Source organism: Gordonia sp. LMA167, from assembly GCF_058130025.1.
Map to the genome: position 1 here is coordinate 2,233,127 of NZ_CM176708.1, position 22,695 is coordinate 2,255,821.

Consider the following 22,695-nt stretch of genomic DNA (forward strand, 5'->3'; position numbering starts at 1 on the left):
CCGCGTACCGTCGTCAGTGTGAGATCTGACTTCGCGCGCGGAGCGGCCCGCGCCTTCGGCCATGTCACACGCCCGTACCCGGCGCGCAACATTCCGTCCGGGTCGATGCTCGATCTGCCGGGGCGCGGTGAGGTGTTCGTCACCGACTCCGGCCCCAAGGATGCGCCCGTGGTGTTCCTGCTGCACTCGGTGCTCACCACCGGACTGCTCTGCTGGTATCCGGTCATCCCCGAGCTGAACAAGCGGTATCGGGTGATCACCATGGACCAGCGCTGGCACGGGCGTGGCATCCGGTCGGACGAATTCGATCTGCGCGACTGTGCCGACGACGTGGTCGCGGTCGCCGACGCGCTCGGGATCCGGCGGTTCACCGCGGCAGGTTTCTCGATGGGTGGCGGCATCGCCCAGCTCGTGTGGCGTCGACACCGGCAGCGTGTCTCCGGTCTGGTCCTCTGCTCGACCGGTCCGTACTTCAGCACAAATGATCCGGACCTGCGCGCACAGTCGCAGCGCACCGGGCGGATATTGACGGCGATGAACCGCCTGCTGCCGCGTCCTCGGGTCGGCCGCCTCGACGACACATCCGTGCACACCGCGGTGTGGGCTCTGCGGCAGTTCTTCTCCACCCCGCTGTCGCACATGGGACAGTTCGGCGACGGACTCGGCGCGTTCGACTCGCGGTCGTGGCTGGCCGACGTGGACGTTCCCACCTCGGTGGTGGTCTCGGTGCGCGATCGGGTCGTCGAGCCCGCTCGTCAGCAGCTGCTACTCGACGGCATCCGCGGCTCGCGACGGTTCGAGGTCGACGGCGGACACGCGTGTTGTGTGCTCGGGGCCCAGTGGTTCATCCCGCCGTTCGTCGAGGCGGTCGACGCGGTCAGCCACATCTCGGTCGAGACGTAGCGGCACGCCAGCTCAGGCGTTGCCCTGTCGCTGCTGTTCCAGGACGGACAACAGTTCTTCGTAGGGCCCCATCAGGTACGCGCGGTCGCCCGCGGCGAAGCTCGTCCCGCGACGCGGCGGATACTCGAGCGAACCGTCGGTCCGGGCGATCGCGACCACCCGGGTGTGTGCCGAGAGCTCCTTCATCGCGATGCCGTCGAGCCCCTGGCCGGCGTGGATCGCGACCCGTCCCACCATGAACGACTGCGACCGCACCGACATCGTGCCCAGCACCTCCAGGCCGAGCGCGGCACCGATGAACCAGGGCGCGGCGAGCTCGGCCGTCGACCGGACGTTGCGGAACCCGAACCGGGCCGTGAGGGCGTCGGCGAGCGGCCGGTCGAAGATCCGCATCACAACCGGCACGCCGCGCCGGTACGGCGTGTCGGCCCACCGGTCGCCCAGGACACCGCGTGCGGTGATGCCGATCTCCACGTTGACCATGTCGTTGCTGGTCAGGACGGCCACTGCGGATGCGCGGTCGACGCCGGCGTCGAACAGGGTCTCCGGCAGGGTGGCATCGCCGACCACGATCGGGATGCCGAGGTCGCGGGCGGCAGACACATAGCGGTCGGCCTGCGATATCTCGACGATGACGACCTGACGACCGCGGGCACGGAGCTCGCGCGCAACGCGGATTCCGAAGGTGCCCAGCCCGATCACCACCACATGCCCCGACATCATGCGTGCCCGGCGCCGGCCGATGGTGTGGGAGAACCGCCGGGACACCAGCAGCTCGGCGAGGAACGCCATGACCAGTGCGGTCGTGGTGAGGCCGGCGAACATCAACACGATCGACCAGACCCGCAGCCACGTCGGTTGAAACGAGAAGTTGAAGTCGCCGTAGCCGACGGTCGCGACGGTCTCGGTACTGAAGTAGATCGCGTCGAGCACCGACATCCCGGGGCGCTGATAGCCGAAGCGCAGCACGATGGTGGACACGATCAGCAGGCTCGCGAGCGCACCGAGCATCCGGAAGAAGTTCGGGTTCACGTCCTGGACGAACGACGATACGGCCTGACGTAGCCGACTCAGCGGGCCGATTCTGGGTTTCGTCGCGTCCGACCGTCTCACCGGTTCCTGCCCGACATCGATCCGATGCTCGGCGAACTGCCGCGGTGTACCGAACATCGTCGCGGTGTCTCCGGGACGCACGATGACGTCACGTCCGGGGCAGGCGGTCAGCCCGGGGCGGTGCGACCGGTCTCCCGGCCCGGCCGCGACCGCGACGGGCGCGAGGTCGCCGAAGAGTTCCCGCAGGGTGGATTCGGTCTGGATCGGCAGCTGGGCGGCGACGAACGGTACGCCCTCGATCTCCAGGTGATACTCGGGGTGGCCTTCGCAGGCCTCGATCACCGACGGCGCCGCCAGCTCGGCGATGTCGAGGGTGGCGCCGGGGAATATGCCGTCGGAGAGCGCACCGCGCACCGTGGTGTTGGCCATCTGCGTGACCACGCGGACATCGGGTCGCAGCTCCCCGGCGGTCAGTGCGGTCTCCAGATTCCACAGTTCGTCGTCGGCGACACACACCACGGCCAGCGCGGATTCGATGCCGGCATCGACCAGTGCGGCGCTGACACTCACCACCGAGGTGTGATGATCGATCTCCCACCGGCGCAGCGCGGCAACGAGTTCGGGCTCGACGCTGCGCACCACGAGTACCACCCGCTCGCCGGAGCCGATCAGCTGCTCCACGATGCGGACACCCATTGCGGAGAATCCGCAGACGATCAGGTGCCCTCGGTCGGCCATCGAATCCTTTCCTCGGAGCGTCTCCTCAGGCACACGCCTGACGAGACGACTGTACGAGTCCTCGGCTGTTCGCGCCGGTGGTCCGGGGCGGGCGGTTCACGGCGCCCCGGTGATGATCACGTGCAGGGTGCGCGGCCCGTGCACCCCTTCGACGCGGTCGAGCTCGATGTCGCTGGTGGCGCTGGGGCCGCTGATCCACGTCTGTGGCCGCGACTGGACACCGAGTTCGATGAGCCGGGCGACCGCCTGCGGGACGTCGTCGACCACCCGTGCGGCGTCGACGGTGCAGATGTGGACGTCGGGGACCAGTGACAGCGCGCGTCGACCTTGCCCGGCACCGTGGTCGAGGACGATGGTGCCGGTGTTGGCGATCCCCACGGTCGCCTCGGTGACGACCGCCCCCACGGTGTCCAGGTCGGCCGCGGAGAGGATGTCGTCGACCCAGGTCAGGTCTGTGTGGACCCGCTGCCGGATCGTCTCGTCGGCGAGGATCGGGCCGTCGACCGCCGCCAGGGCCGTGGCCACCGCCGAGCCGAGCTCGTCCTCGCTCACGTGCACGACGGCTGCCCGGTAGTCGGCCACCCGCTCGGCGAATCTGTCGACGAGGTCGAGGTCCCCGGTGCCGACCGGCCGCCCATACGACCAGTCGACCGGTGTCTCGGTGACATCGGTGTTCGCCACATCGGCGAGGGCCGACCGGACCCGGCCGAGGATCTCCTCGCGGGCGCTCATGATCGCGGCCCTCGGTCGCCGGAGCGCCCACCGCGCTCGCGTTTCCACCAGTCGCGGAACGATTCCGCCGGCGGCACCGGGATGTCGCGGGCCGAGCTCCAACCGGACAGCGGACCGGGCAGCGCGCCGATGGTCATGCGTCGGCCGAAGAACCGGTGGCTGGTGGTGGCGGCCTTCTGCGCGGCCTCCAGACGTTTGTGGCTGCCGAACATCCAGGCCATGGCCTTCATCGCGCCCGACTCCGGGGTGGGCAACCCGCCTCGGTGCTCGTCGACCACCCGGGTTCGCAGGTGCACCAACAGTTCGGGGATCGGGATACGAACCGGGCAGACATCCGAGCAGGCGCCACACAGGCTCGACGCGAACGGCAACGACTGGTCCACCGCCGACGTCGTGCCCCGCAACTGCGGCGTGAGGATCGCGCCGATCGGGCCGGGATAGACCGAGCCGTAGGCGTGGCCGCCCGCGCGTTCATAGACCGGACAGACATTGAGGCAGGCCGAGCAGCGGATACAGCGCAACGCGGCACGCCCGATCTCGTCGGCCAGCGCCGTGCTCCGATTGTTGTCGAGCAGGACGATGTGCATGTCCTGCGGTCCGTCGCCCGGGGTGACGCCGGTCCAGATGGACGTGTAGGGGTTCTCGCGCTCGCCGGTGCTCGATCGCGGCAGCACCTGCAGGAAGACCTCGAGGTCGGCCCAGGTCGGGAGAACTTTCTCGATGCCGACCACACAGATGAGGGTCTCGGGCAAGGTGAGGCACATCCGGCCGTTTCCCTCGGATTCGACGACGACGAGGCTGCCGGTGTCGGCGACGGCGAAGTTGGCGCCGCTGATGCCCACCCTGGCTCGTAAGAACTTCTCCCGCAGGTGAAGCCGCGCCGCTTCGGCAAGCCGCTTCGGTTCGTCGGTCAGGTCGTCGGGTGCCGCGCGTCCGACCTCGCCCATTCGCCGCCGGAAGATGTCGCGGACCTCGCTGCGGTTGCGGTGGATGGCCGGAACCAGGATGTGGCTGGGCCAGTCGTCGCCGAGTTGCACGATGAGTTCGGCGAGATCGGTTTCCCAGGCATCGATCCCGGCGGCCGCGAGCGCCTCGTTGAGCTCGATCTCCTGGGTGGCCATGGATTTCACCTTGACCACTTCGTCGGCGCCGGTCGCGCGCACGAGGTCGACGACGATCCGGTTGGCCTCCTCGGCATCTAGGGCCCAGTGTACGACGGCGCCTGCTGCGGTGGCGTTTTCCTCGAACTGGACGAGGTAGTCGTCGAGGTGGCGCAGCGTCCGGTTCTTGATGGCCTCGGCCGCCAGGCGGAGCTCTTCCCAGTTGTCGAGCTCGCTCACCACCTCGGCGCGCTTGCTGCGGATGATCCCGGTGGCGTGGGCGAGGTTGCGGCGCTGCGTCGTGTTGGTCAGCTCGTCGCGCGCGGCGATCGGGAACTTCGGCATGCCGACGAAGGCGGACGTCACCCCCACGTGTGGATGTGCGGCGTCGACGGTCTCGTCAGCGGTGCTCATGCCGGTTCCTCCTCGGTGGACACCAGGATCTCGGCCAGGTGCATCATCCGGATCCCGGATCGCTCTCGAGAGAGCAGTCCGCCGATATGTGCCAGACACGAGTTATCTCCCGCGACAAGCACTTCGGCCCGGGTTTCCTTGACGTTGGCCGCCTTGTCCGACCCCATCGCCACGGACACGTCGGCGTTCTTCATCGCGAAGGTCCCACCGAAGCCGCAGCACTCCTCGGCGGCGGGCAACTCGACCAGGTCGATGCCGCGCACTTGGCGGAGCAGCTGCAGAGGTTTGTCGCCGACCCGCAGCATGCGCAGCGAATGGCATGTCGGGTGATAGGTCACACGGTGCGGGAAGTATGCGCCGACATCGGTGACCTGCAGGACGTCGACGAGGAACTCGCTGAGTTCGAACACCTTTGGGGTCAGCGAGTCCACCGCACTGCGCAGTCGTCGGTCGCCCGCCCGGTCGGCGATGTCGCGGTGCTGATGCCGGACCGATCCCACACACGACCCCGAGGGCGCGACCACGGCGTCGTAGTCGCCGAACACCTCGGTGAACTGCCGCACGCCGGGAATTGCTTCTTCGGCATAGCCGGTGTTGGTGAACATCTGTCCACAACAGGTCTGTTCGATCGGGAACTCGACCTCGACCCCGAGGCGCTCGAGCAGGAGCACAGCCGCTTTCGGGGTGTTCGGCCACATGGTGTCGTTGAAGCAGGTGGCGAACAGTGCGACCCTCATGACGCGATCATCCTCCACCGGGGGATCGTGCGCAGCCCGATCGTCGAAGGCTGTTCGGGACCGGCGTGGGGCGGGCCGATCCGCGCAGGCCGATGGCCCGTCAGGAGGTGTCGGCGGTCGGTCTCGCCTCGGACCCGATGTCCACCGAGGTGCTGGGTTCGGAGGCGTCCGACGGAGGCGGCGGTGAAGCGGCTCCGTCGGGTTTGAGCTGATCCTTGTACATGTCCAGGAAGTGCGCGTGCGTCATCGGTGTCACCTTGTGCTTCTCGGCACGCAGACCCATGAACAAGGTGACGATCATCAGACTGACGAGGATGAAGATCGGCAGCCCGACGACGGTGATGACCTCCTGCAGTGCGCTGAGTCCGGCCTCGCCACCGACCACGATCAGGGTCGCGGCGACCGCTCCCTCGGTCAGTCCCCAGAACACTCGTTGCCGGACCGGTCCCGCCTCGGCATCGCCCGAGCACAACATGTCGACGACCAGCGACGCCGAATCCGACGAGGTGGCGAAGAACAGCGCCACCACGACCACGGCGATGCCCTGGATCAGCGTCGTGAGCGGGAAGTTCGCGAAGAACTCGAACATCGCCAATGGCACACTGTCGGCCACTGCCGCCGAGATCGGTCCGCCGTCGCCGCCGATGCCGTCGATCTCCATGGCCGACCATCCGAAGATGACGAACCACACCAGGGTGAACAGCGACGGGGCGACGAGCACACCGCCGACGAACTGCCGGATGGTGCGGCCCCGGGAGATGCGGGCGAGGAATACGCCCATGAATGGTGCCCACGTGACGGTCCATGCCCAATAGAAGACCGTCCAGCCGCCCTGCCAGCCCCAGCCGCCCTCCTTGGTGAAGTCGGCCATCGCGTCGTTCCAGAACGCCAGCGGGACGATCTCGGCGGCGTAGGAGCCGAGACTCTCGATCACCTGTCGTAGCAGGAAGACGGTGTCGGAGAAGACCAACACGAACAGCATCAGGCCGACCGCCATCAGGATGTTGATGTTGGACAGGCGTTTCACGCCCTTCTCCAACCCGACGACGATCGACGAGGTCGCGACGACGGTGAGGGTGGTGATGATGATGACCTTCGCCCAGACCGAGTCGGGCAGTCCGATGAGTTCGCTGAGCCCGGCGTTGATCTGCGAGGTACCCAGGCCGAGGGACACCGCGAGGCCGAAGACCGTTCCCAGTACCGCAGCGACGTCGATGGCCTTGCCGATCGGCCCGTGGATGCGCTCTTTGAGGACCGGGTAGAACACCGACGAGACGCGCATCGGCAATTTGTATCGGTAGATGAAGAAGCCGAAGGCGAGTCCGGGCAGGGTGAAGATGGCCCAGGTGTGCAGGCTGAGGTGATAGAGCGAAATGTTCATCGCATCCTCGGCCGCCTCGGGGCTGTACGGCGCGACGCCCTCGAACGGGGGATTCGAGAAGTGTGAGATCGGCTCTGCGACACCCCAGAACATGAGTACGGTGCCGATCCCTCCGGCGAAGAGCATGGCGAACCAGGAGAGATTCGAATACGCGGGTTTGTCCCCGTCGTCGCCCAGGCGCAGCCGCCCGTACTTGCTCAACGCCACACAGATGAGGAATATCAACCAGACGGTCACACCGAGGATGAAGAACCATCCCAGATTCGTGACGATCCATTCACGCCCGTTGCCGAACGCATCGCCCACCCAGTCCTGGAAGATCAGGAACAGGACGAGCAAGGAGATCGTCAGGCCGGCTGACCAGAAGAAGATGTGCGGATTTGTCCGAAGGCCGAGTTTACGTGCGAGAGTATCCACTTTTCGCCGTCTCCAATTCTCGACGGCTCCATCGTGGGTTCGGTTTCGTTGCTGGTCGGATCGCGTGTGATCGGGAGTACCGTCGACTGTTTCTCAGCATCGTCGTTCGCGGCGGCGTTGGCCACCGATGCAATCGAGTCGTTACACTTGCGAAGTTTGTCCGTTTTGGGTGCAGACGGCGGGCGCGATGCGATTGGCACATCTGTACGGTTGAATCGAGTCCACATGACCGCGCAAGATCCTGAGCGAAAGGACATGTATGTCGCAGCCCGCGACGATCGAGGCAAAGAGAGAGAAGGATCCGACCAAGGGCTATGTGGCACTGCTCGGCTGGAGTCTGGGGGCCATCGAGGCCGTCGACAGATTCGACCGCCGCTACGTCGTGGTGGCGCCCGATTGGGCCGAGGAGTACTGCGCTGAGCATGACATCCCTTATGTGTCATGGAATTTCGAAAGACTCAACGACCGGTCGCTGGAGATCGCCGAGACGCTGCAGGACATGGGCGTCGACGTCGCGATCCCGCTGTTCGAGGAGACCGTCGAATGGGCCGGTGCCATCAACTCGGTCCTGATGAACAAGCCTCGACTCTTCGGTCAGGCAATGCTGTTGCGCGACAAGGCGCTGATGAAGCGTCGCGCGCAGCTCGGTGGCATCCGGGTCGGCATCTTCGAGGAGGCGCACGATCGCGAGGACGTGATCCGCTTTCTGCGCCGCGTGAACCAGACGTTGCTCAAACTCGACGGGGATCCGAACGACCCGATCCACCTCAAGGCCTTCGACAAGGCCGGCTGCCTGGGTCATCGTGTCATCCGAACTCCCGACGAGGTCGACTCGATCCCGGACGAAGAATTCCCGGTGCTGATGGAATCACATCTCGACGGTTGGGAATTCGCGGTCGAGGCATGGATTCACAACGGAAAGATCAAGTTCCTCAACATCTCGGAATATGTGACCTTGGGGTACTCGGTCTTCGTGCCGGCCACGCCCGAGCTCGAGAAGTACCGGCCACAGATCACCGCGCAGATCGAGAAGCTGATCAAGACGTTCGACATCGACTTCGGATTCGTGCATCCGGAGTACTTCGTCACCAACGACGGCGAGATGTACTTCGGTGAAGTCGCTTACCGGCCACCGGGTTTCAAGGTGTTCGAGCTGCTCGAACGTGCCTACGGCTTCAATGCCTATCAGGCGCTGGTGCTCTCGTTCGACCCCAAGACCACCGAGGAGGAGATCGACGCGTTCTTCCCGCGTGAGGTGGTCGACGCGAACGGTATCGCCGGGTGTTTCGGGGTGTACCCGCGTCGCCGCGTGGTGTCCAATCTGGAGATCCCCGAGGTCACCGCCGACGACGACTACTACGAGACCAACGATCTCTCCGAGCCGCTGGAGGAGACCGTCACCAAACGCACGGCTTTCGGCACGCACTGGGGTCTGCTCTACTTCTTCGGCGAGGACCCGTACCGGATGCGTGACCTCCTCAAGCAGCAGGAAGAGCTCGACTTTTACGTATGACGGTTCGCGTTGGGCCACAGGACGGCGCCGCGCGGACCTCGAGGACAGCAGAGGTTTTCGTGGCCACTTTGGACGCCCCCGATCCCGGCCGGGCGCTCGCATCCCGGATCGAACAGCTCGATCACGCGGTCGCGGCGATCCGGGATGCGCCGGACTATGCCAAGCCGGGCAAGCTGCGTCGGGTCCTGGACTCGCTGCGCCGTGTGCTGACGCAGGACGGCGGGGCGGCGGCGATCCGCGATCGTGCCGGCGCGCTGGAGGCGGCGGGCGTGTTCGCGGGGTCGGACTGGGACCACCCGGCCATCCTGGTGCCCGGCCTCGCCGGGCCGAGCTTGCGCAGCGATCACGCCGACACCGTGGTCCTCGAGGCGACCAGTGAGTTGCGGATGCTGGCGATCGCCATGGGGGAGCACAGTCGCGACGACGTGACCGCCGAGGATGCCCGTCGGTTTCTCTCCCAGATCCTCGCGATGAACTTGGAGGTGCTGCTCGCCGCGCCGTCGGAAGCCGACCGTGTGCGACAGGGCCGCACCGCGCACATGACTCGAGACGTGTTCGGCTACATCGTCGATCAGATCGGCTACGACAGCGTGCTCGACGAACTCGTCGAGGAACTCTGGCGGATACTTCGGCAGCGTCCCATCCAGGTGGACCACGTGACCGCGATGGTCACGCGGATCGCGATCCAGCGCAACGACCCGTCGGTGGACCTCGGGTCCGCGGGTCAGGGACTCGATCGCCTGACCAGCGCCCTGTTCGGCCCGACCGAGGCGTGTCGAGAGGACCCCGGCGTCGACGTGTATCTGTCCCGGGTGGCCGCGATGGACGCCGAGGGGCTGGAGTTCGAGGCCCGTGGCTTCGCCCGCGCGATGCACGACACCGGACTGGTCTCGGCGTATCACGCTGCGCTGGTGCGCTTCCTGGTCGACGACAACATGTACCTGCTGCCCGAGGCGCTGGGGGTGTCGGACGTGGGCCGCAACTGCCTGCTGCGCTACCCGGAGCTCGTGCACGAGTTGATCATGCGGGCGGTCCATCCGCACTCGCCGCAGTGTCTGTACGGCCTCGCGCTGCTGTTGGATCGCGGGATCCTGCATCAGCCGCCGGTGGTCCCGTCGCTGTGGCGACAGGCGGGACTCACCCTCACACCGCGGGTGAGTGAGCGTATGCATGCCGCGTTCGGCCCGGACGTCGATCCCGCCGCGCTGTTGTTGGGTGGCCTGCTGTCCATGTTGGGCCAGCCACTCGGGGTCGGACAGGGCGACAACCCGACGTGCCAGGCAGCCCGAGCGCTGTCCATGTGGGCCTACAACGATCCCGACTACCTTCTGCAGGTCGTGGCGTGGGCGGCCCGCGACGATGAGGTCGTCGCCCATTTCGAGGGGCAGGCCATCTCATCGGCCGACAGTGTGGGCGGGGTCGCCGCCACCGACCCCATCGACCTCGATCCGGTGTCGTTGCTGGTTGTCCCGCATCTCGACCGGATCTATGCGGAGATGGTCCGGCGCTGCGCGGGACGGCCCGGTGACCCGCATCGCTGGGTGAACCCCGAGTTCCACGGCTGGTGGTCGGCCCGGGGATTCCGGATCAACGTCGACGTCGAGACCGGTAACCTGATCGACCTCGACGACTTCATCCGCCAGTTCTATGCGGCGTATCACCCCGCCTACAACGGCGGCCAACCGCTCATCCACCCCCAGCCGGCCGGGATCGCCTTCACCGACAGCGCGGCCCGTTATGTCGGCTGGCACGCGATCACGATCCTGCGCGTGACCGACGACCCGAACGGGGTCGTCCGCGTGTACTTCTTCAACCCGAACAACGACAGCGGCCAGGACTGGGGCGACGGTGTCGTCGTCGGCACCGCCGGCAACGGCGAGCGGCCGGGCGAGGGGTCGTTGCCGTTCGAGCAGTTCGCCTCCCGGCTGTACATCTTCCACGCCGACCCGCTCGAGGACGGTGCACCCGAGGAGGTCCCGGCCGCCGACGTCGCCGATGTGGTCGGCTACATCGAACGCAGCTGGGGCGCCGATCGGATGCCGGCCACCTCAGAAGCCGGCGCGTAGCCACGGATGGATTCTCGCTCCCCGATTACGTTCCCGCTCCCTCGATCGAAGGAGCGAGAACGAAATGGGGGAGCGACAGGCGCCTGTCACCCTCGGCACCGTCGGTCAGTGGACGCCGGGCGGCGGGACGGCTCCCATCTGGACGAACAGATTGAGCAGGTCGCTGATGCCCCAACGGCTGACGATCTTCCCGTCGACGACTTCGAAGATGGTGACACCGCGCATCGACACATCCTTGCCGGTGGCCGGTATGCCCAGTAGTTCGCCGGTGTGGCGGCCGCCGGCGGTGAGCCAGGTGGCCACGAGGTCGCCTTCGGCGATCTGGCCCTCGATGACGTGTGATGGTGCGGAGAACGCCGACTGGTTGACCTCGTAGACCTGTCGGGCCCCGTCGATGCCGGCCGCGAGTCCGGGAATGGGAAGCGGTGTGTGGTCCACGTAGTTCGGGTCGAAATAGTCCGTGTGCAGGGTGGGACTCAGCGCATCGATGTCGTGGAACAGTCGCCGGATCAGCGCCTTGTTCGCCTCGGTCGCGCTCGTTTCGTCGCCCCGCTCGGCGTCGAGAAGAGACATCAGGCGCTCGCCGCGGCCGGGAGCGCGCCGAGTTGGGCGAGCAGACTCATGTCATCGAGTCGGTTCCATCGCTCGGCGATCAGCCCGTCGACGAAGCGCACGATGGTGATGCCCTCCACGGCGAGCGGACGGCCGGTTCCGGCGGCGCCGAACAGTTCCCCGCGGTGGGTACCGGTGAGAGTGAATCGGAGCGCGACACGATCTCCATCTGTGAGGACGTCGGTCGCCGTGATCCGCGCATCCGGTACCGCTTCGATGAGGGTACGGAAGAACTCGGCAATGCCGTCGCGGGTGGGGGCGAAGGCGTCGGGAAACCCATGGAACCGGCAGTCGGGCGCGTACAGAGAGGTCACATAGCCCTGCACGTTCCCGGCGTTGAGTTTGTCCACTGCGTTGGCGATGGTGGCGGTGTAATCAGTCGTGGTCACGATGGGTTCCTTTGCGAGTTGTGGTTGCCTCCTGATACTCGCCCGATCCTCGGGCGCTGGATAGTTCCAGATCTGTACCCATCACTGAGGTGAAGCCGGCCTCGGACCGACGACCATGAAACGAGCCACCTCCGTGCTTCTCACCCACGCTCCCGGTCAGACAGATAGTCACGGAGGGCGTCCGAGTGTCGCGCCGCCCAGGTCACCGCGAACCGGTGCGCCCACCACCAGCACACCCCGCTGATCGCCATGGCCATCAGCGCACACACCGCGGCATCGGACGTCGGTAGCCGCTGACTGCCGTCGATGTCGGTGATCAGCCACCAGATGCCGAGCGGAATCGCCAGGATGGCTATGGCCGACGCGGGATACACCAGGAACGGCATCACCGTCAGCACCGACCATCGCAGGATCACCGGTCGGAATCGGGACCGCTCACGCCAGCGCCAGCGCAGCGGTCGCTGGTGGTACGGGAACAGCACTCCGAGTACTCCGCTCACCGCGAGCGCGCCGATCGGCACCACGGTCACCGTGAGTATGACGACCGCCGTGTACCGCCAGTCGTTTTCGAAGTAGCCGCACACCACCGCTGCCACCACACACACGGGCGCGATGATCAGCCAGAGGGCGGTTTCCTTGGCGCGCAGGACGGTGCGCAGCGTGTCGGGGTCGTCGAGAAACGTCAGCACGCGATCACTGTCTGCCGCCAGAACATTCGTCGCGGTGACGTCGGCGTACATCCAGCAGGACAACGCGACCGCATATCCCGAGGGTCCGGTGAAGTGGAAGAACCAACTGCGCGGCAAGGCAAACCAGACAAAGGTCATCAGCAGTCCGTTGATGACTACGACGGCGATGGTGTCACCCGGGTGCTGTCGGATGCGCGTGAACTCGGCGCTCAGCGCGTCGCGGAATCCGATGCCGCCGCTCATGTGCTCTCCGTGGGTTCGACCCAGAAATCGTGCCCTCAGGCTAACGCTCACGGTCGGCGATTCCGCGGTTTTCGTACCCTCGATCGCCCTGCCTGTCGGCCGCTTCTCAGGCCGACCGACGCATACCCCGATTGGTGGACAAAATACCCCCGGGGGTATTATGTCCACGAAGTCATCGGAAGGAATGTTTGTGACCATCGATCGTGCTGTGTTGACCATGGCCGGGACCATCGTGCTGATCTCGGTAGTGGTGGCTGTCCTCGTCTCGAACTGGTGGCTGGTGCTGACGGTGTTCGTCGGTCTCAACCTGATCCAGTCGGCCTTCACCGGATTCTGTCCGGCCGCCCTGATCTTCAAGAAGGTGGGGCTCAGGCCCGGCGTGGCCTTCCGCTGATCGGGGGAGTCTGCTGCCCTCGTGGACGCAGGACGACAGAACACTGAAAATTACTGTGGTACTGGCTGTTTGACTCGTCGGGACGCCTGTGTGATCGAGGGCGGCGAGACGGGTGGTTTCGTGGATGCTCGGAAAGGGCTGCCGGATGTGGGCGCAACGCGACCCGAATCGGCTGTTGCGGTGCGCGTGGTCGGCGTGATCACAACTCGTTGACGGCGCCCGCGACGATGTCGATCGCCAGGGCGGGTGCGCTACCTCCATCGTGAGTCGCGCCACGCGGTTGCGCGTGTTCCGCCCGTGACCAGGCGATTCATGGTGCCCCCACCAGGGCTCGAACCTGGGACCTGCGGATTAAAAGTCCGTAGCTCTACCAACTGAGCTATAGGGGCCGTGCCCTGCGAGCAGGGCGTCGATGAGTTTACAGGTCCCGGGGATCGCTGCGGCAGGGGCCTGCCGCGCACTGCACTCGCGGCGCACGCTCGACCTCGGTGGGCATCACGTGCGGCCGTCGACGATGCCGGATCGGTTGGCGCCCATCCGCATCGCCTCTCGCAACTCCGTGATGGTCGAGACCACGACCAGGGTGTTCGCCGGGCTGGCGCCGGCATCGAGCCACGACGGGTCGCAACTGATCGCCAGGGCATGGTCCGCGTCGACCGCGATCCCGCCGACTTCGTTGAGCGCCGCGAAGATGGTCTGTTCGGCAGCGCTGCCGCCTTCGTGGAAGACGATCGCGCCGGGCCCGACGTCGACCCGGATGCCCGAGGGAGCGATGTAGGCGGCGCCGGCGGGTCGGTGTCCGTCGACGAACGGCGCGTCGTCGGCGTCGAGATCCTCGATCGGCATCGCCAGCAGGTGGCGTGCGACAAATCGCCGGATGGCGTCCTCGTCGAACGGTGTCGCCACCGTTCGATGATCGCTCGGATCGGCCGGACGGACGACAAGCTGTTCCCCCATTGCTCTTGCTTATCATGAACGACGGATCGTTGTCAGCGAAGGGTGGGCGCGAGTCACGTGTCTGAACATCCGGTGTTCAAGGTGGGCGCCAGAGCCACCAAAACCGGCTCCGACCACCTGATTTGTGAATTGTTCGAGGAGTGTCCTAAGCTAAGTCGGCTCCCAACGGAGAACCGGCCCCCTTCGTCTAGCGGCCTAGGACGCCGCCCTTTCAAGGCGGTAGCGCGGGTTCGAATCCCGTAGGGGGTACGCTTGCCCGGCCCCCTGCGGACCGGGGGAGCACACAACAGAACATGGCCCTGTGGCGCAGTTGGTTAGCGCGCCGCCCTGTCACGGCGGAGGTCGCGGGTTCGAGTCCCGTCAGGGTCGCAATTTATTGCGATTGGCATTCGGTTAGGGTGCCGTCCGGCCAGGTAGCTCAGTTGGTACGAGCGTCCGCCTGAAAAGCGGAAGGTCGCCGGTTCGATCCCGGCCCTGGCCACGTCAAACCCCCGACATCGTTCGGGGGTTTTCTCGTCTCACTGGCGTGTCGAGTCCGAACACCCACATCGATAGGCGATGGCAAACCCTCCAGGTGAGATCGTGTCTTTGACGCGGTCGATCTCTCTCAATTGAATTGTTGTGTGCCAGTTCACGCGGGCGTCAGAACAATCCGAGGAGGACCATTGACCGGTCATACGCAGCTCACCATCGACGGGGCGATCGCGACCGTGCTGCTCGACAACCCCGGTCGGCGTAACGCGGTCTCCTGGGCCGTTCTCGATGAACTGCGCGAGGTCGTCGACAAGGTCTCCAGGTCGCCGGACCTCAGGGTGGTGATCCTCGCCGGGCAGGGTCAGGACTTCAGCGTCGGTGGTGATCTGTCCGCGCCGCTAGAGTCCAGGACGCTGCGCCGCGACTCGGTCGAGGCGGACACGGCCCGGATGCGGCAGGTGGGCAACACCCTGCTCGCCTTCCACCGTCTACCGCAGATCACGGTCGCGGCGATCGACGGCGCGTGTGCCGGCGCCGGCCTGTCGCTCGCTGCGGCCGCCGACTTCCGGATCGCGTCCGAGCGCGCAGTATTCAACACCGCGTTCGTCACTGCGGGGCTGTCGGGAGATCTCGGGGGTGTCTGGTTGATCAGCAATCTGATCGGTGGTGCCCGCGCCCGTGAACTGTTTCTCACGCCGAGTAAGTTGACTGCGGCCCAGGCGCACGATCTGGGGCTGGTCTCATCTGTGGTGTCCGTCGATGTGCTGCACGAGCGAGCCGGCGAGCTCGCACACCGGCTGGCATCCTCGGCGCCGCTGGCGCTGCAGGCGATGAAGCAGAATCTGCTCCAGTCCGCCACCGCGCCCCTGAGCGAGTATCTGCTCGACGAAACCGACCGGATGGTGCGCTGCTTCCATTCCGACGACGCTCGCGAAGCTGCGGGCGCCTTCCTCGACAAGCGCCGACCGGTATTCACCGGTCGCTGACGACCGCGGCCCGCATTCACGCGTACTACCGGTCGGCCTCGACGCGGAAGAAGTGCCAGTGCCACGGCTCGAGTTCGACGTGGAACCCGTCCACCGCGTCACTGAGCTCGAGCGTGATGCCGCCGGTGGCGTCGGCGAGGCGAAACCTGCTTCCCGGCGCGTCTTTCCAGGGGAACTTCACGTGGCCGCCGGCCACCTCGTCACCGAGATTGACCACGATCAGCCACCGGTGTTCGCCGGTCCAGCACCACGCGACGAGCTTGCCTACTGTGGCGTTGCCGGGTCGGCCGGACCGATCGCAGAGCTGCCAGCTGCCGGTACGGAACGTCCTGTCGCGCACTGCCGCGAGCAGAGACCGATGGAAGTCTGCGAGGTCCCGGTCGACCGGTTCGTCCGGGAACCGGCCCAGGAAGACCGGTAGCCGCACCCGGCGACCCTCGATCTGGCCGTCGTGGACCAGGCGTGCCCCGGTCTGGGTCAGGGTCGTGACCGTCACGGCCTTGAGCTGTGCCCGCCCGAACACCTCGGCTGCGCGCGGTTCGTCGTGGTTCTCGACGAATCGCAGCAGCTTGTTCTGGTAGTCGGTGTCGGCGCGCACGTGCTGCAGTACCGCCTCACCGTCGCCGTGACGAAGGTGGTCGTAGAGACGTTTGTCGTAGCAGAAGTCGAACCCCTGCTGCTGTAGCTGCCGTTCGAGGTCCCAGTACGCTTCGGCGATGAACGTGAACCCGGGGTGGGTTTCTCGGACCGCGGGGATGACGGTCGGCCAGTAGTCGTCGGTGGGCCGGTCGCCGACCCGCGACCCCCAAGTGCGTGCGAAGGTGTCGTTCATCATCAACATCGCCATATCGCAGCGCACCCCATCGCACTGGTCGGCGATCATGCGCAGCACGTCGATGGCGGCGGACCGCAGCGCCGGCGCGAATGCATCGAGCTGAACGACATCCGGCCATGCCGCAAAGTGTGGGTCGCGGCCGTTGGCCAGGATCGTGCCCGCGACCTCGACAAAGGAGGATGGATCGCTGCGCAGATCCTCGACACTGCCGTGCACGAACAACTCCGGATGTGCCGTGGTCCAGGGATGATCGGGAGCAACGTGATTGGGCACGAAATCGAGTAGCAGCCCGACACCCCGCTTTGCCAGGGCCGCCCGCGCCGCCGCGAGGCCGGCCGGACCGCCGAGCGCTGCGTCCACTCGGTAGTCGCGGATGCAATACGGCGACCCGACGACATCGTCAGGGGTGAAGTCGGGCAGTGCCACCTCGAAATCGGCGACCAGATCGGCGTTCTGCAGTGCGATCGCCACACCGGCCGGGCTGCGCTGCCACACCCCCGTGAGCCACACGGCGTCGAAACCGTTGTCGGCGATGGTGTCCCACTGCTCGTCGGGGACGGATCCGAGGTCGACGGGCTGTCCGGCCGTCACGCTGAGCTCCCGCAGCCATGGCCACGTGTTGATCTCGAAGACAAACGGGTGGTCCGCGTCGGCCCACCGCGACGCAACGGCTGTCCGGGTCACGATGACACCGCCTTCCGATCGGTCGAGACCGGTCAGCGCCCAGCTAACCACCCGGCGTCACCGGCGGGCGCGGTGTTCACCGAGGATTCCTTCCGGTCGCGGTCGGCTGACGGCGTGCCGCGATGTCATGTGCGCGGGGCGGCGGGCGGTTCCGGGGCGGGGCCCTCGCCCATCAATTCCTGACGCCGCACATCCACCACAGCGCGGATGGCATCGACGACCGCGGCCACCTCGGGCCGCCGGAACGACTCGGTGCGGGCCACCAGCCAGTACGTCAATTGCGCTCCGACGGTGGGCAGGACACGCACCAGGTCGTCGTGGCGGTCGGCCATGTAGCAGGGGAGTAGACCGATGCCGGCGTGCGCCCGACTGGCCTCCACATGGACGAACACGTTGGTCGACGTCACCGATTCGGCCATCTGCGGCACCAGGGTACGGGCGAGGTCGAGGTCGTCGACCTGCAGCATCGCGTCGACGAAGTAGATCAACGGGTGCGCCGTCAGATCCTCGGGAGTCTGCGGTGCCGGGTTCTCGGCGAGATACCTCGCCGAGGCGTACAGGCCGAGCCGATAGTCGGCGAGTCGGATCGCCTCGGCGCGATGGACATGGGGCTCGCCGACGACGATCTCGATGTCGAGGCCGGTGCGGTGCTGAGAGGCGAGACGCGTCGCCGTCACGATCTCGACGTTCACGCCCGGATGTCGACGACGCACCGCCACCACCGCCGGGGCCGCCAGATAGGCAGAGAAACCGTCGGTCGCCGACATCCGCACGACGCCACTCAGGGTCGGCGAACCGTCGATGTCGGTCTCGAGCCGACGCACCGCGCCCTCCACCTGCTCGGCCGCGGCGAACGCCCGTCGCCCCCGATCGGTGAGCTCCCATCCGGCGCTGCCGCGGGACAGGACCCGGCCACCGATCGCGCGTTCGAGGGCTTCGATCCGACGGGCCACGGTCGTGTGGTTCAGGTCGAGCAGATCGGCCGCGGTGGTGAAACGGCCACTCCGGCCGACCGCGAGCAAGACGAGCAAGTCGTCGGAACTGAGCTTGTCAACCGGCATATCTGCATTCTTGCAGATGTGATCCGCCCTTTCGGTTATTGCGTGCGCACTTTTGGTTATCGATACTCGACCGAGTACGTGACCCGCATCACACGCAGATCGTGAGGAGACACCATGCACGGTGCAACGAGCACAAGCCCGCCCACACCGGGCGACGCCAAACCATCGGGACTTCGCCGGATCGTCGCCGCGTCGATGGCTGGCACCGTCGTCGAGTGGTACGAGTTCTTCCTGTACGGGACCGCCGCAACGCTGGTGTTCAGCAAGGTGTTCTTCCCGGCCGGAGGTAACGAGCTCGACGCGATCATCGCGGCCTTCGTGACCTACGCGGTCGGTTTCATCGCGCGGCCCCTCGGCGGTGTGGTCTTCGGACACTTCGGTGACAAGTACGGCCGCAAGAAGCTCCTGCAGCTCAGTCTGATCATGGTGGGCGCCGCGACGTTCCTGATGGGCTGCCTGCCGACGTTCGGTCAGGTCGGCTATTGGGCGCCCGCGCTGCTCGTCGCCCTGCGGTTCATCCAGGGATTCGCGGTCGGCGGTGAATGGGGAGGTGCGGTGCTGCTGGTCGCCGAGCACAGCCCCAACCGCTCTCGGGCGTTCTGGTCGTCGTGGCCGCAGGCAGGAGTGCCGGCCGGCAACCTCGTCGCCACGATCGTGCTGCTGGTCCTGACGACCACGCTCTCCGACCAGGCGTTCCTGGGCTGGGGCTGGCGTGTCGCGTTCTGGCTGTCGGCGGTCATCGTGCTGGTCGGATACTACGTGCGGACCAAGGTCACCGACGCGCCCATCTTCGTTGCGGCGCAGCGTGAAGCAGAGGAGATCAAGACCTCGTCGTTCAGTGCGGTGGAGGTGCTCAAGCGCTACCCGCGAGGCGTCTTCACCGCCATGGGCCTCCGGTTCGCCGAGAACATCATGTACTACCTCGTCGTCACCTTCTCGATCACCTATCTCAAGGTCGTGGTGCACGCTCCCACCGCGGACATCCTGTGGTGGATGCTCGCGGCACACGCCGTGCACTTCGCGACGATTCCCCTCGTGGGCCGTCTCGCCGACCGGGTCGGTCGCCGCCCGGTCTACCTGATCGGAGCGGTCCTGACCGCCACCTGGGGCTTCTTCGCCTTCCCGCTCATGCACACCGGCCACTACGGCGTCATCATGTTCGCCATCATCCTGGGCCTGATCTTCCACGCCTTCATGTACGCCCCGCAGCCGGCGATCATGGCGGAGATGTTCCCGACCCGCATGCGCTACTCCGGTGTGTCCCTGGGGTACCAGGTGACGTCCATTGTGGCCGGATCGCTGGCGCCGATCATTGCTGCGTCACTGCTGAGTCGGTTCGACTCGTCGGTGCCGATCGCCATCTACCTCGCCGTGGCATCCGCCATCACGATCGTCGCCGTGATCGCCGCCCGGGAGACCAAGGGCATCGCGTTGGAGACGATCGATGCCGCGGACGCCGCTGCGCACGTCGATGTCGCGGCGCGCGGAGTGAAGGTGCCGGCATGACCGCGACCGGTATGGAGGGACGCCGGGCCCTGGTGACCGGGGCCGCCGCCGGCATCGGCGAGGCGTGTGCCCGCGCTCTGGCGGCACGCGGAGCCCAGGTGGTCGTCGCCGACATCGACGACGTCGGTGCCAAGCAGGTGGCCGCCGACATCGGTGGCACCGCCTGGCAGGTCGATCTGTGTGAGACCGCCGAACTGGACTCACTCGATCTCGACATCGACATCCTGGTCAACAACGCCGGGATCCAGTCCGTGGCACCGATCGAGGAGCTGGACCCCGAGACGTTCCGGCGGATGCAGCGGTTGATGGTCGAGGCGCCGTTCCTGCTGATCCGTGCCGCGTTGCCACGGATGTACGAACGGGGGCACGGGCGGATCGTGAACATCTCGTCGGTGCACGGTCTGCGCGCGTCGGCCTACAAGTCGGCCTACGTCGCGGCGAAGCATGCCCTCGAAGGATTGTCGAAGACGGTGGCGCTCGAGGGTGCGTCTCGCGGCGTCACCAGCAATTGTGTGAACCCGGGCTATGTCGAGACCGAGCTGGTGACCAAGCAGATCGCCGACCAGGCGCGGGTGCACGGGATGGACACCGACGAGGTGGTCGAGAAGATCATGCTGACCGAGAGCGCGATCAAGCGGCTGGTCCGCCCGCATGAGGTCGGGTCCCTGGTGGGGTGGCTGGCCTCGGACGAGGCGTCGATGGTGACCGGGTCGTCCTATCCGATGGACGGTGGGTGGAGCGCACGGTGACGTCGGGGCACCCGGTCGGTCGGCCGGTCGGGTGATCCCGTCCTCGTTAGGCTCTGACTGTGGCAAAGAAAAAGAAGGGTCGAGACAAGCGAAAGCCCCAACGGCATCCCGTGAGGCCACGCCCCGCGAGACCGGAGGCGAGTCCGGAGGATCAGGCGCTGTTTCAGCAACTGCGTCCGGCACTGCGGTCCGATGAGCCGTTAGACCTGCTCATGACCGTCGGAGCGCTCATCGCGGCCACCGACCGGCGTAGCCGCAACCCGTTCGCTCGCGACGAAGAGATCCCGGCGTTGGTCGATGTCGTGGAGTCGTTCATCGGCACGCCGTACGCCGAGACGACCGCGGCGCTGATGGTCATCCGGGCCCTGACGACCGACGAGCTGCTCGCTGCCCGGATCGGCCGTGAACTGGCCACCCGCCGGCACCCGATGCCGGACTGGCTGACCGGGCTCGATCGGGCCCGGCTCGAGCCTGACGTGTGGTTCTTGACCCACATATTGGCCGACGGCGACGACTATCTGCTCGGTGTCTCGCTGCCGTCGGGGCATACCCTGTCGGCGCTGGTGTACGTCGATCACAATCTCGGAACGGTCGTCAAGGATGCCTTTGTCGTCCCCGACTCCTTGGCGGAGTTGTCGAACAAGCTCGCCGACCTGATCGGCGACAGAACACAGACCCTGAAGACCACGGACGCGGCCACCGCACGGGCGGTGATGGAGGACGCGATCGATCACGGGGCACGGATGCTTCCCCCGCTCGAATCCGAGACGTGGCCGATATGCCGCCCACTCGTCGAGTGGATGCTGCGGATGCTGCCGCCGGATGGAGTGGTGCCACGCCGCAAGGAGTGGTCCGACGAGGAGCGGGCGGCGATCGCGGCGGACTTCTTCGCCTCGCCGTTCGGCCAGCCGGTGGACCGCGAGGACGAGCGCGGGTTGATGGACAACCTGTTGTGGTTCGGTACGGACTACGCGAACGGGGACCCGTTCCGTTGGAGCAGCGTCACCGTCGAGCTGCTGCTGGCCGACTGGTTCCCCCGCAAGATCGTCGCCGAGCCCGTATACCTCGCCAAACTACCGAACCTGTTGCGTGCCTTCATCCGCTATGCCCACGATCACGAGGGGATCGTGGCGTCGCTGACCGAGGCCGCGCTGGACGCTGTCGACGACTTCGAGCCCGACTATCAGCGGGTCATCCGGTCGGCACGGCCGCAGGGACCGCAGGCGTTGTTGGCCGGACTGATCGACACCCATGTGGACGTCGAGGACGGGGCCGAGTCAACCACGGGCGGGTCCATGCTCGAGTTCCTCGACCGTTCGGTCGGCGACCGCCTGACCTTGATGGACCTCGACGACGCACCTCTCCCCGACGAATCGTTCGAATGGGCCGGTATTCCCGATGACATCGTGCCCGCGGTCCGGGAGGTGCTCGCTGCCTGCGATGCCTGCGCCGACGAGCTTCTCGATGTCGAACACCGCACGGCGATGAGACGTTTCCTCAGCCGAGCGGCGGCCGGTGACCCGGAGATCTTCCGCCGCAAGGCGTCGCCCGCCAGGGGTGCGGCAGCCGTCGCCTGGGTGATCTGTCGCGCCAACAGGACCGTCGGACAGTACGACTCGGGTCTGTCCGTGCAGGAGTTGTTGGCGTCATTCGGTGTCAAAGGCAGCGTCTCCCAACGCGCCGAGCCCATGTTGCGGGCCAACGGCGTCAACCCTCACGGGCTGTACGGCGTGATGGACCTCGGTGCGCCGGACCTGCTGATATCCGAGCGACGCGAGGCCATCATCGACGTCCGGGACCGGTACGTGAACAGGTGACGAGCGTGGGGAGTCTCTCAACGCCGTTGTGGGACAGAAAGAGTCCTCACCCCCGGTCTCTGGGCCGGCCCACCGCGCCCTACCCACCCCCGGTCTCTGAGCGGTCCACCGTGAGCGGTCCGCTCGGTCCCTGAGCGGTCCACCGCGCCCTACCCACCCCCGGTCCCTGAGCGGTCCACCGTGAGCGGTCGGCTCGGTCCCTGAGCGGTCCACCGTGCCCAACCCACCCCCGGTCCCTGAGGAGC

General features: G+C 66.5%; 19 protein-coding genes and 4 tRNA genes. 11 read left to right on the top strand and 12 right to left on the bottom strand.

The window, feature by feature from the left end:
* Positions 1-18: 18 nt before the first annotated feature.
* Positions 19-903, top strand: coding sequence for an alpha/beta fold hydrolase (locus ACVT6V_RS10045; RefSeq protein ID WP_489899663.1), 885 nt, complete (start codon positions 19-21; stop codon positions 901-903).
* A gap of 12 nt (positions 904-915) precedes the next feature.
* Here the strand turns inward: ACVT6V_RS10045 and ACVT6V_RS10050 are convergent, their stop codons facing one another.
* The 5 genes from ACVT6V_RS10050 to ACVT6V_RS10070 all read right to left on the bottom strand — a co-directional run bounded on the left by ACVT6V_RS10050 (position 916) and on the right by ACVT6V_RS10070 (position 7,475).
* A complete protein-coding gene (locus ACVT6V_RS10050; protein ID WP_489899664.1) occupies positions 916-2,694 on the bottom strand; it encodes an NAD-binding protein in 1,779 nt (592 codons plus the stop codon).
* A gap of 96 nt (positions 2,695-2,790) precedes the next feature.
* The gene (locus tag ACVT6V_RS10055; protein WP_489899665.1) at positions 2,791-3,426 is read right to left on the bottom strand and encodes a LutC/YkgG family protein; all 636 of its coding nucleotides are present in this window, start codon (positions 3,424-3,426) and stop codon (positions 2,791-2,793) included.
* A complete protein-coding gene (locus tag ACVT6V_RS10060) occupies positions 3,423-4,940 on the bottom strand; it encodes a LutB/LldF family L-lactate oxidation iron-sulfur protein (protein WP_489899666.1) in 1,518 nt (505 codons plus the stop codon). Before ACVT6V_RS10060 ends, ACVT6V_RS10055 begins: the two co-directional genes overlap by 4 nt.
* Complete coding sequence (locus tag ACVT6V_RS10065) at positions 4,937-5,677, bottom strand: (Fe-S)-binding protein (RefSeq protein WP_489899667.1); 741 nt, start codon at positions 5,675-5,677, stop codon at positions 4,937-4,939. The genes ACVT6V_RS10060 and ACVT6V_RS10065 overlap by 4 nt, the downstream gene beginning before the upstream one ends.
* Before the next feature lie 100 nt (positions 5,678-5,777).
* A complete protein-coding gene (locus ACVT6V_RS10070; RefSeq protein ID WP_489899668.1) occupies positions 5,778-7,475 on the bottom strand; it encodes a BCCT family transporter in 1,698 nt (565 codons plus the stop codon).
* 259 nt (positions 7,476-7,734) lie between these two features.
* Here ACVT6V_RS10070 and ACVT6V_RS10075 point away from each other — a divergent pair, with 259 nt between their 5' ends.
* A complete protein-coding gene (locus ACVT6V_RS10075; protein ID WP_489899669.1) occupies positions 7,735-8,988 on the top strand; it encodes an ATP-grasp domain-containing protein in 1,254 nt (417 codons plus the stop codon).
* 59 nt (positions 8,989-9,047) lie between these two features.
* Complete coding sequence (locus ACVT6V_RS10080) at positions 9,048-11,054, top strand: hypothetical protein (RefSeq protein ID WP_489899670.1); 2,007 nt, start codon at positions 9,048-9,050, stop codon at positions 11,052-11,054.
* A 105-nt stretch (positions 11,055-11,159) separates the two neighbouring features.
* On the opposite strand, the gene ACVT6V_RS10085 is transcribed toward ACVT6V_RS10080, so the two are convergent.
* The 3 genes from ACVT6V_RS10085 to ACVT6V_RS10095 all read right to left on the bottom strand — a co-directional run bounded on the left by ACVT6V_RS10085 (position 11,160) and on the right by ACVT6V_RS10095 (position 12,987).
* Positions 11,160-11,627: an ester cyclase gene (locus tag ACVT6V_RS10085; RefSeq protein WP_489899671.1), complete on the bottom strand. Its 468-nt coding sequence runs from the start codon at positions 11,625-11,627 to the stop codon at positions 11,160-11,162.
* Positions 11,627-12,055, bottom strand: coding sequence for an ester cyclase (locus tag ACVT6V_RS10090; protein WP_489899672.1), 429 nt, complete (start codon positions 12,053-12,055; stop codon positions 11,627-11,629). Before ACVT6V_RS10090 ends, ACVT6V_RS10085 begins: the two co-directional genes overlap by 1 nt.
* A gap of 140 nt (positions 12,056-12,195) precedes the next feature.
* Complete coding sequence (locus tag ACVT6V_RS10095; protein ID WP_489899673.1) at positions 12,196-12,987, bottom strand: hypothetical protein; 792 nt, start codon at positions 12,985-12,987, stop codon at positions 12,196-12,198.
* Between the two features lie 190 nt (positions 12,988-13,177).
* Between ACVT6V_RS10095 and ACVT6V_RS10100 the strand changes: the two genes are divergently transcribed.
* Complete coding sequence (locus tag ACVT6V_RS10100) at positions 13,178-13,381, top strand: YgaP family membrane protein (RefSeq protein WP_489899674.1); 204 nt, start codon at positions 13,178-13,180, stop codon at positions 13,379-13,381.
* A gap of 313 nt (positions 13,382-13,694) precedes the next feature.
* Here the strand turns inward: ACVT6V_RS10100 and ACVT6V_RS10105 are convergent.
* A tRNA-Lys gene (locus ACVT6V_RS10105) sits at positions 13,695-13,770 on the bottom strand.
* Between the two features lie 106 nt (positions 13,771-13,876).
* On the bottom strand, positions 13,877-14,287 hold the full coding sequence (locus ACVT6V_RS10110; protein WP_489899675.1) for a hypothetical protein: 411 nt from the start codon (positions 14,285-14,287) through the stop codon (positions 13,877-13,879).
* 227 nt (positions 14,288-14,514) lie between these two features.
* Here ACVT6V_RS10110 and ACVT6V_RS10115 point away from each other — a divergent pair.
* The 4 genes from ACVT6V_RS10115 (at position 14,515) to ACVT6V_RS10130 (ending at position 15,798) form a co-directional block, all read left to right on the top strand.
* Positions 14,515-14,587: transfer RNA gene (locus ACVT6V_RS10115), tRNA-Glu, on the top strand.
* 46 nt (positions 14,588-14,633) lie between these two features.
* Positions 14,634-14,707, top strand: a tRNA-Asp gene (locus ACVT6V_RS10120).
* 38 nt (positions 14,708-14,745) lie between these two features.
* Positions 14,746-14,819, top strand: a tRNA-Phe gene (locus ACVT6V_RS10125).
* Between the two features lie 184 nt (positions 14,820-15,003).
* Positions 15,004-15,798, top strand: coding sequence for an enoyl-CoA hydratase/isomerase family protein (locus ACVT6V_RS10130; protein WP_489899676.1), 795 nt, complete (start codon positions 15,004-15,006; stop codon positions 15,796-15,798).
* A gap of 25 nt (positions 15,799-15,823) precedes the next feature.
* Here the strand turns inward: ACVT6V_RS10130 and ACVT6V_RS10135 are convergent, their stop codons facing one another.
* Both ACVT6V_RS10135 and ACVT6V_RS10140 read right to left on the bottom strand, forming a co-directional pair.
* Entirely contained in the window at positions 15,824-17,317 is a 1,494-nt protein-coding gene (locus ACVT6V_RS10135) for an alpha-amylase (RefSeq protein ID WP_489899677.1), read from the bottom strand.
* A gap of 125 nt (positions 17,318-17,442) precedes the next feature.
* On the bottom strand, positions 17,443-18,378 hold the full coding sequence (locus ACVT6V_RS10140; RefSeq protein ID WP_489899678.1) for a LysR family transcriptional regulator: 936 nt from the start codon (positions 18,376-18,378) through the stop codon (positions 17,443-17,445).
* A 114-nt stretch (positions 18,379-18,492) separates the two neighbouring features.
* On the opposite strand from ACVT6V_RS10140, the gene ACVT6V_RS10145 reads away from it, so the two are divergent.
* The 3 genes from ACVT6V_RS10145 (at position 18,493) to ACVT6V_RS10155 (ending at position 22,450) form a co-directional block, all read left to right on the top strand.
* Positions 18,493-19,884, top strand: a complete 1,392-nt coding sequence (locus tag ACVT6V_RS10145; RefSeq protein ID WP_489899679.1) for an MFS transporter — start codon at positions 18,493-18,495, stop codon at positions 19,882-19,884.
* Positions 19,881-20,633 carry a 3-hydroxybutyrate dehydrogenase gene (locus tag ACVT6V_RS10150; protein WP_489899680.1) on the top strand — a complete coding sequence of 251 codons (753 nt, stop codon included), beginning with the start codon at positions 19,881-19,883 and terminating at the stop codon, positions 20,631-20,633. Before ACVT6V_RS10145 ends, ACVT6V_RS10150 begins: the two co-directional genes overlap by 4 nt.
* A gap of 212 nt (positions 20,634-20,845) precedes the next feature.
* Positions 20,846-22,450, top strand: coding sequence for a hypothetical protein (locus ACVT6V_RS10155; protein ID WP_489899681.1), 1,605 nt, complete (start codon positions 20,846-20,848; stop codon positions 22,448-22,450).
* The last annotated feature ends 245 nt before the right edge of the window (positions 22,451-22,695 follow it).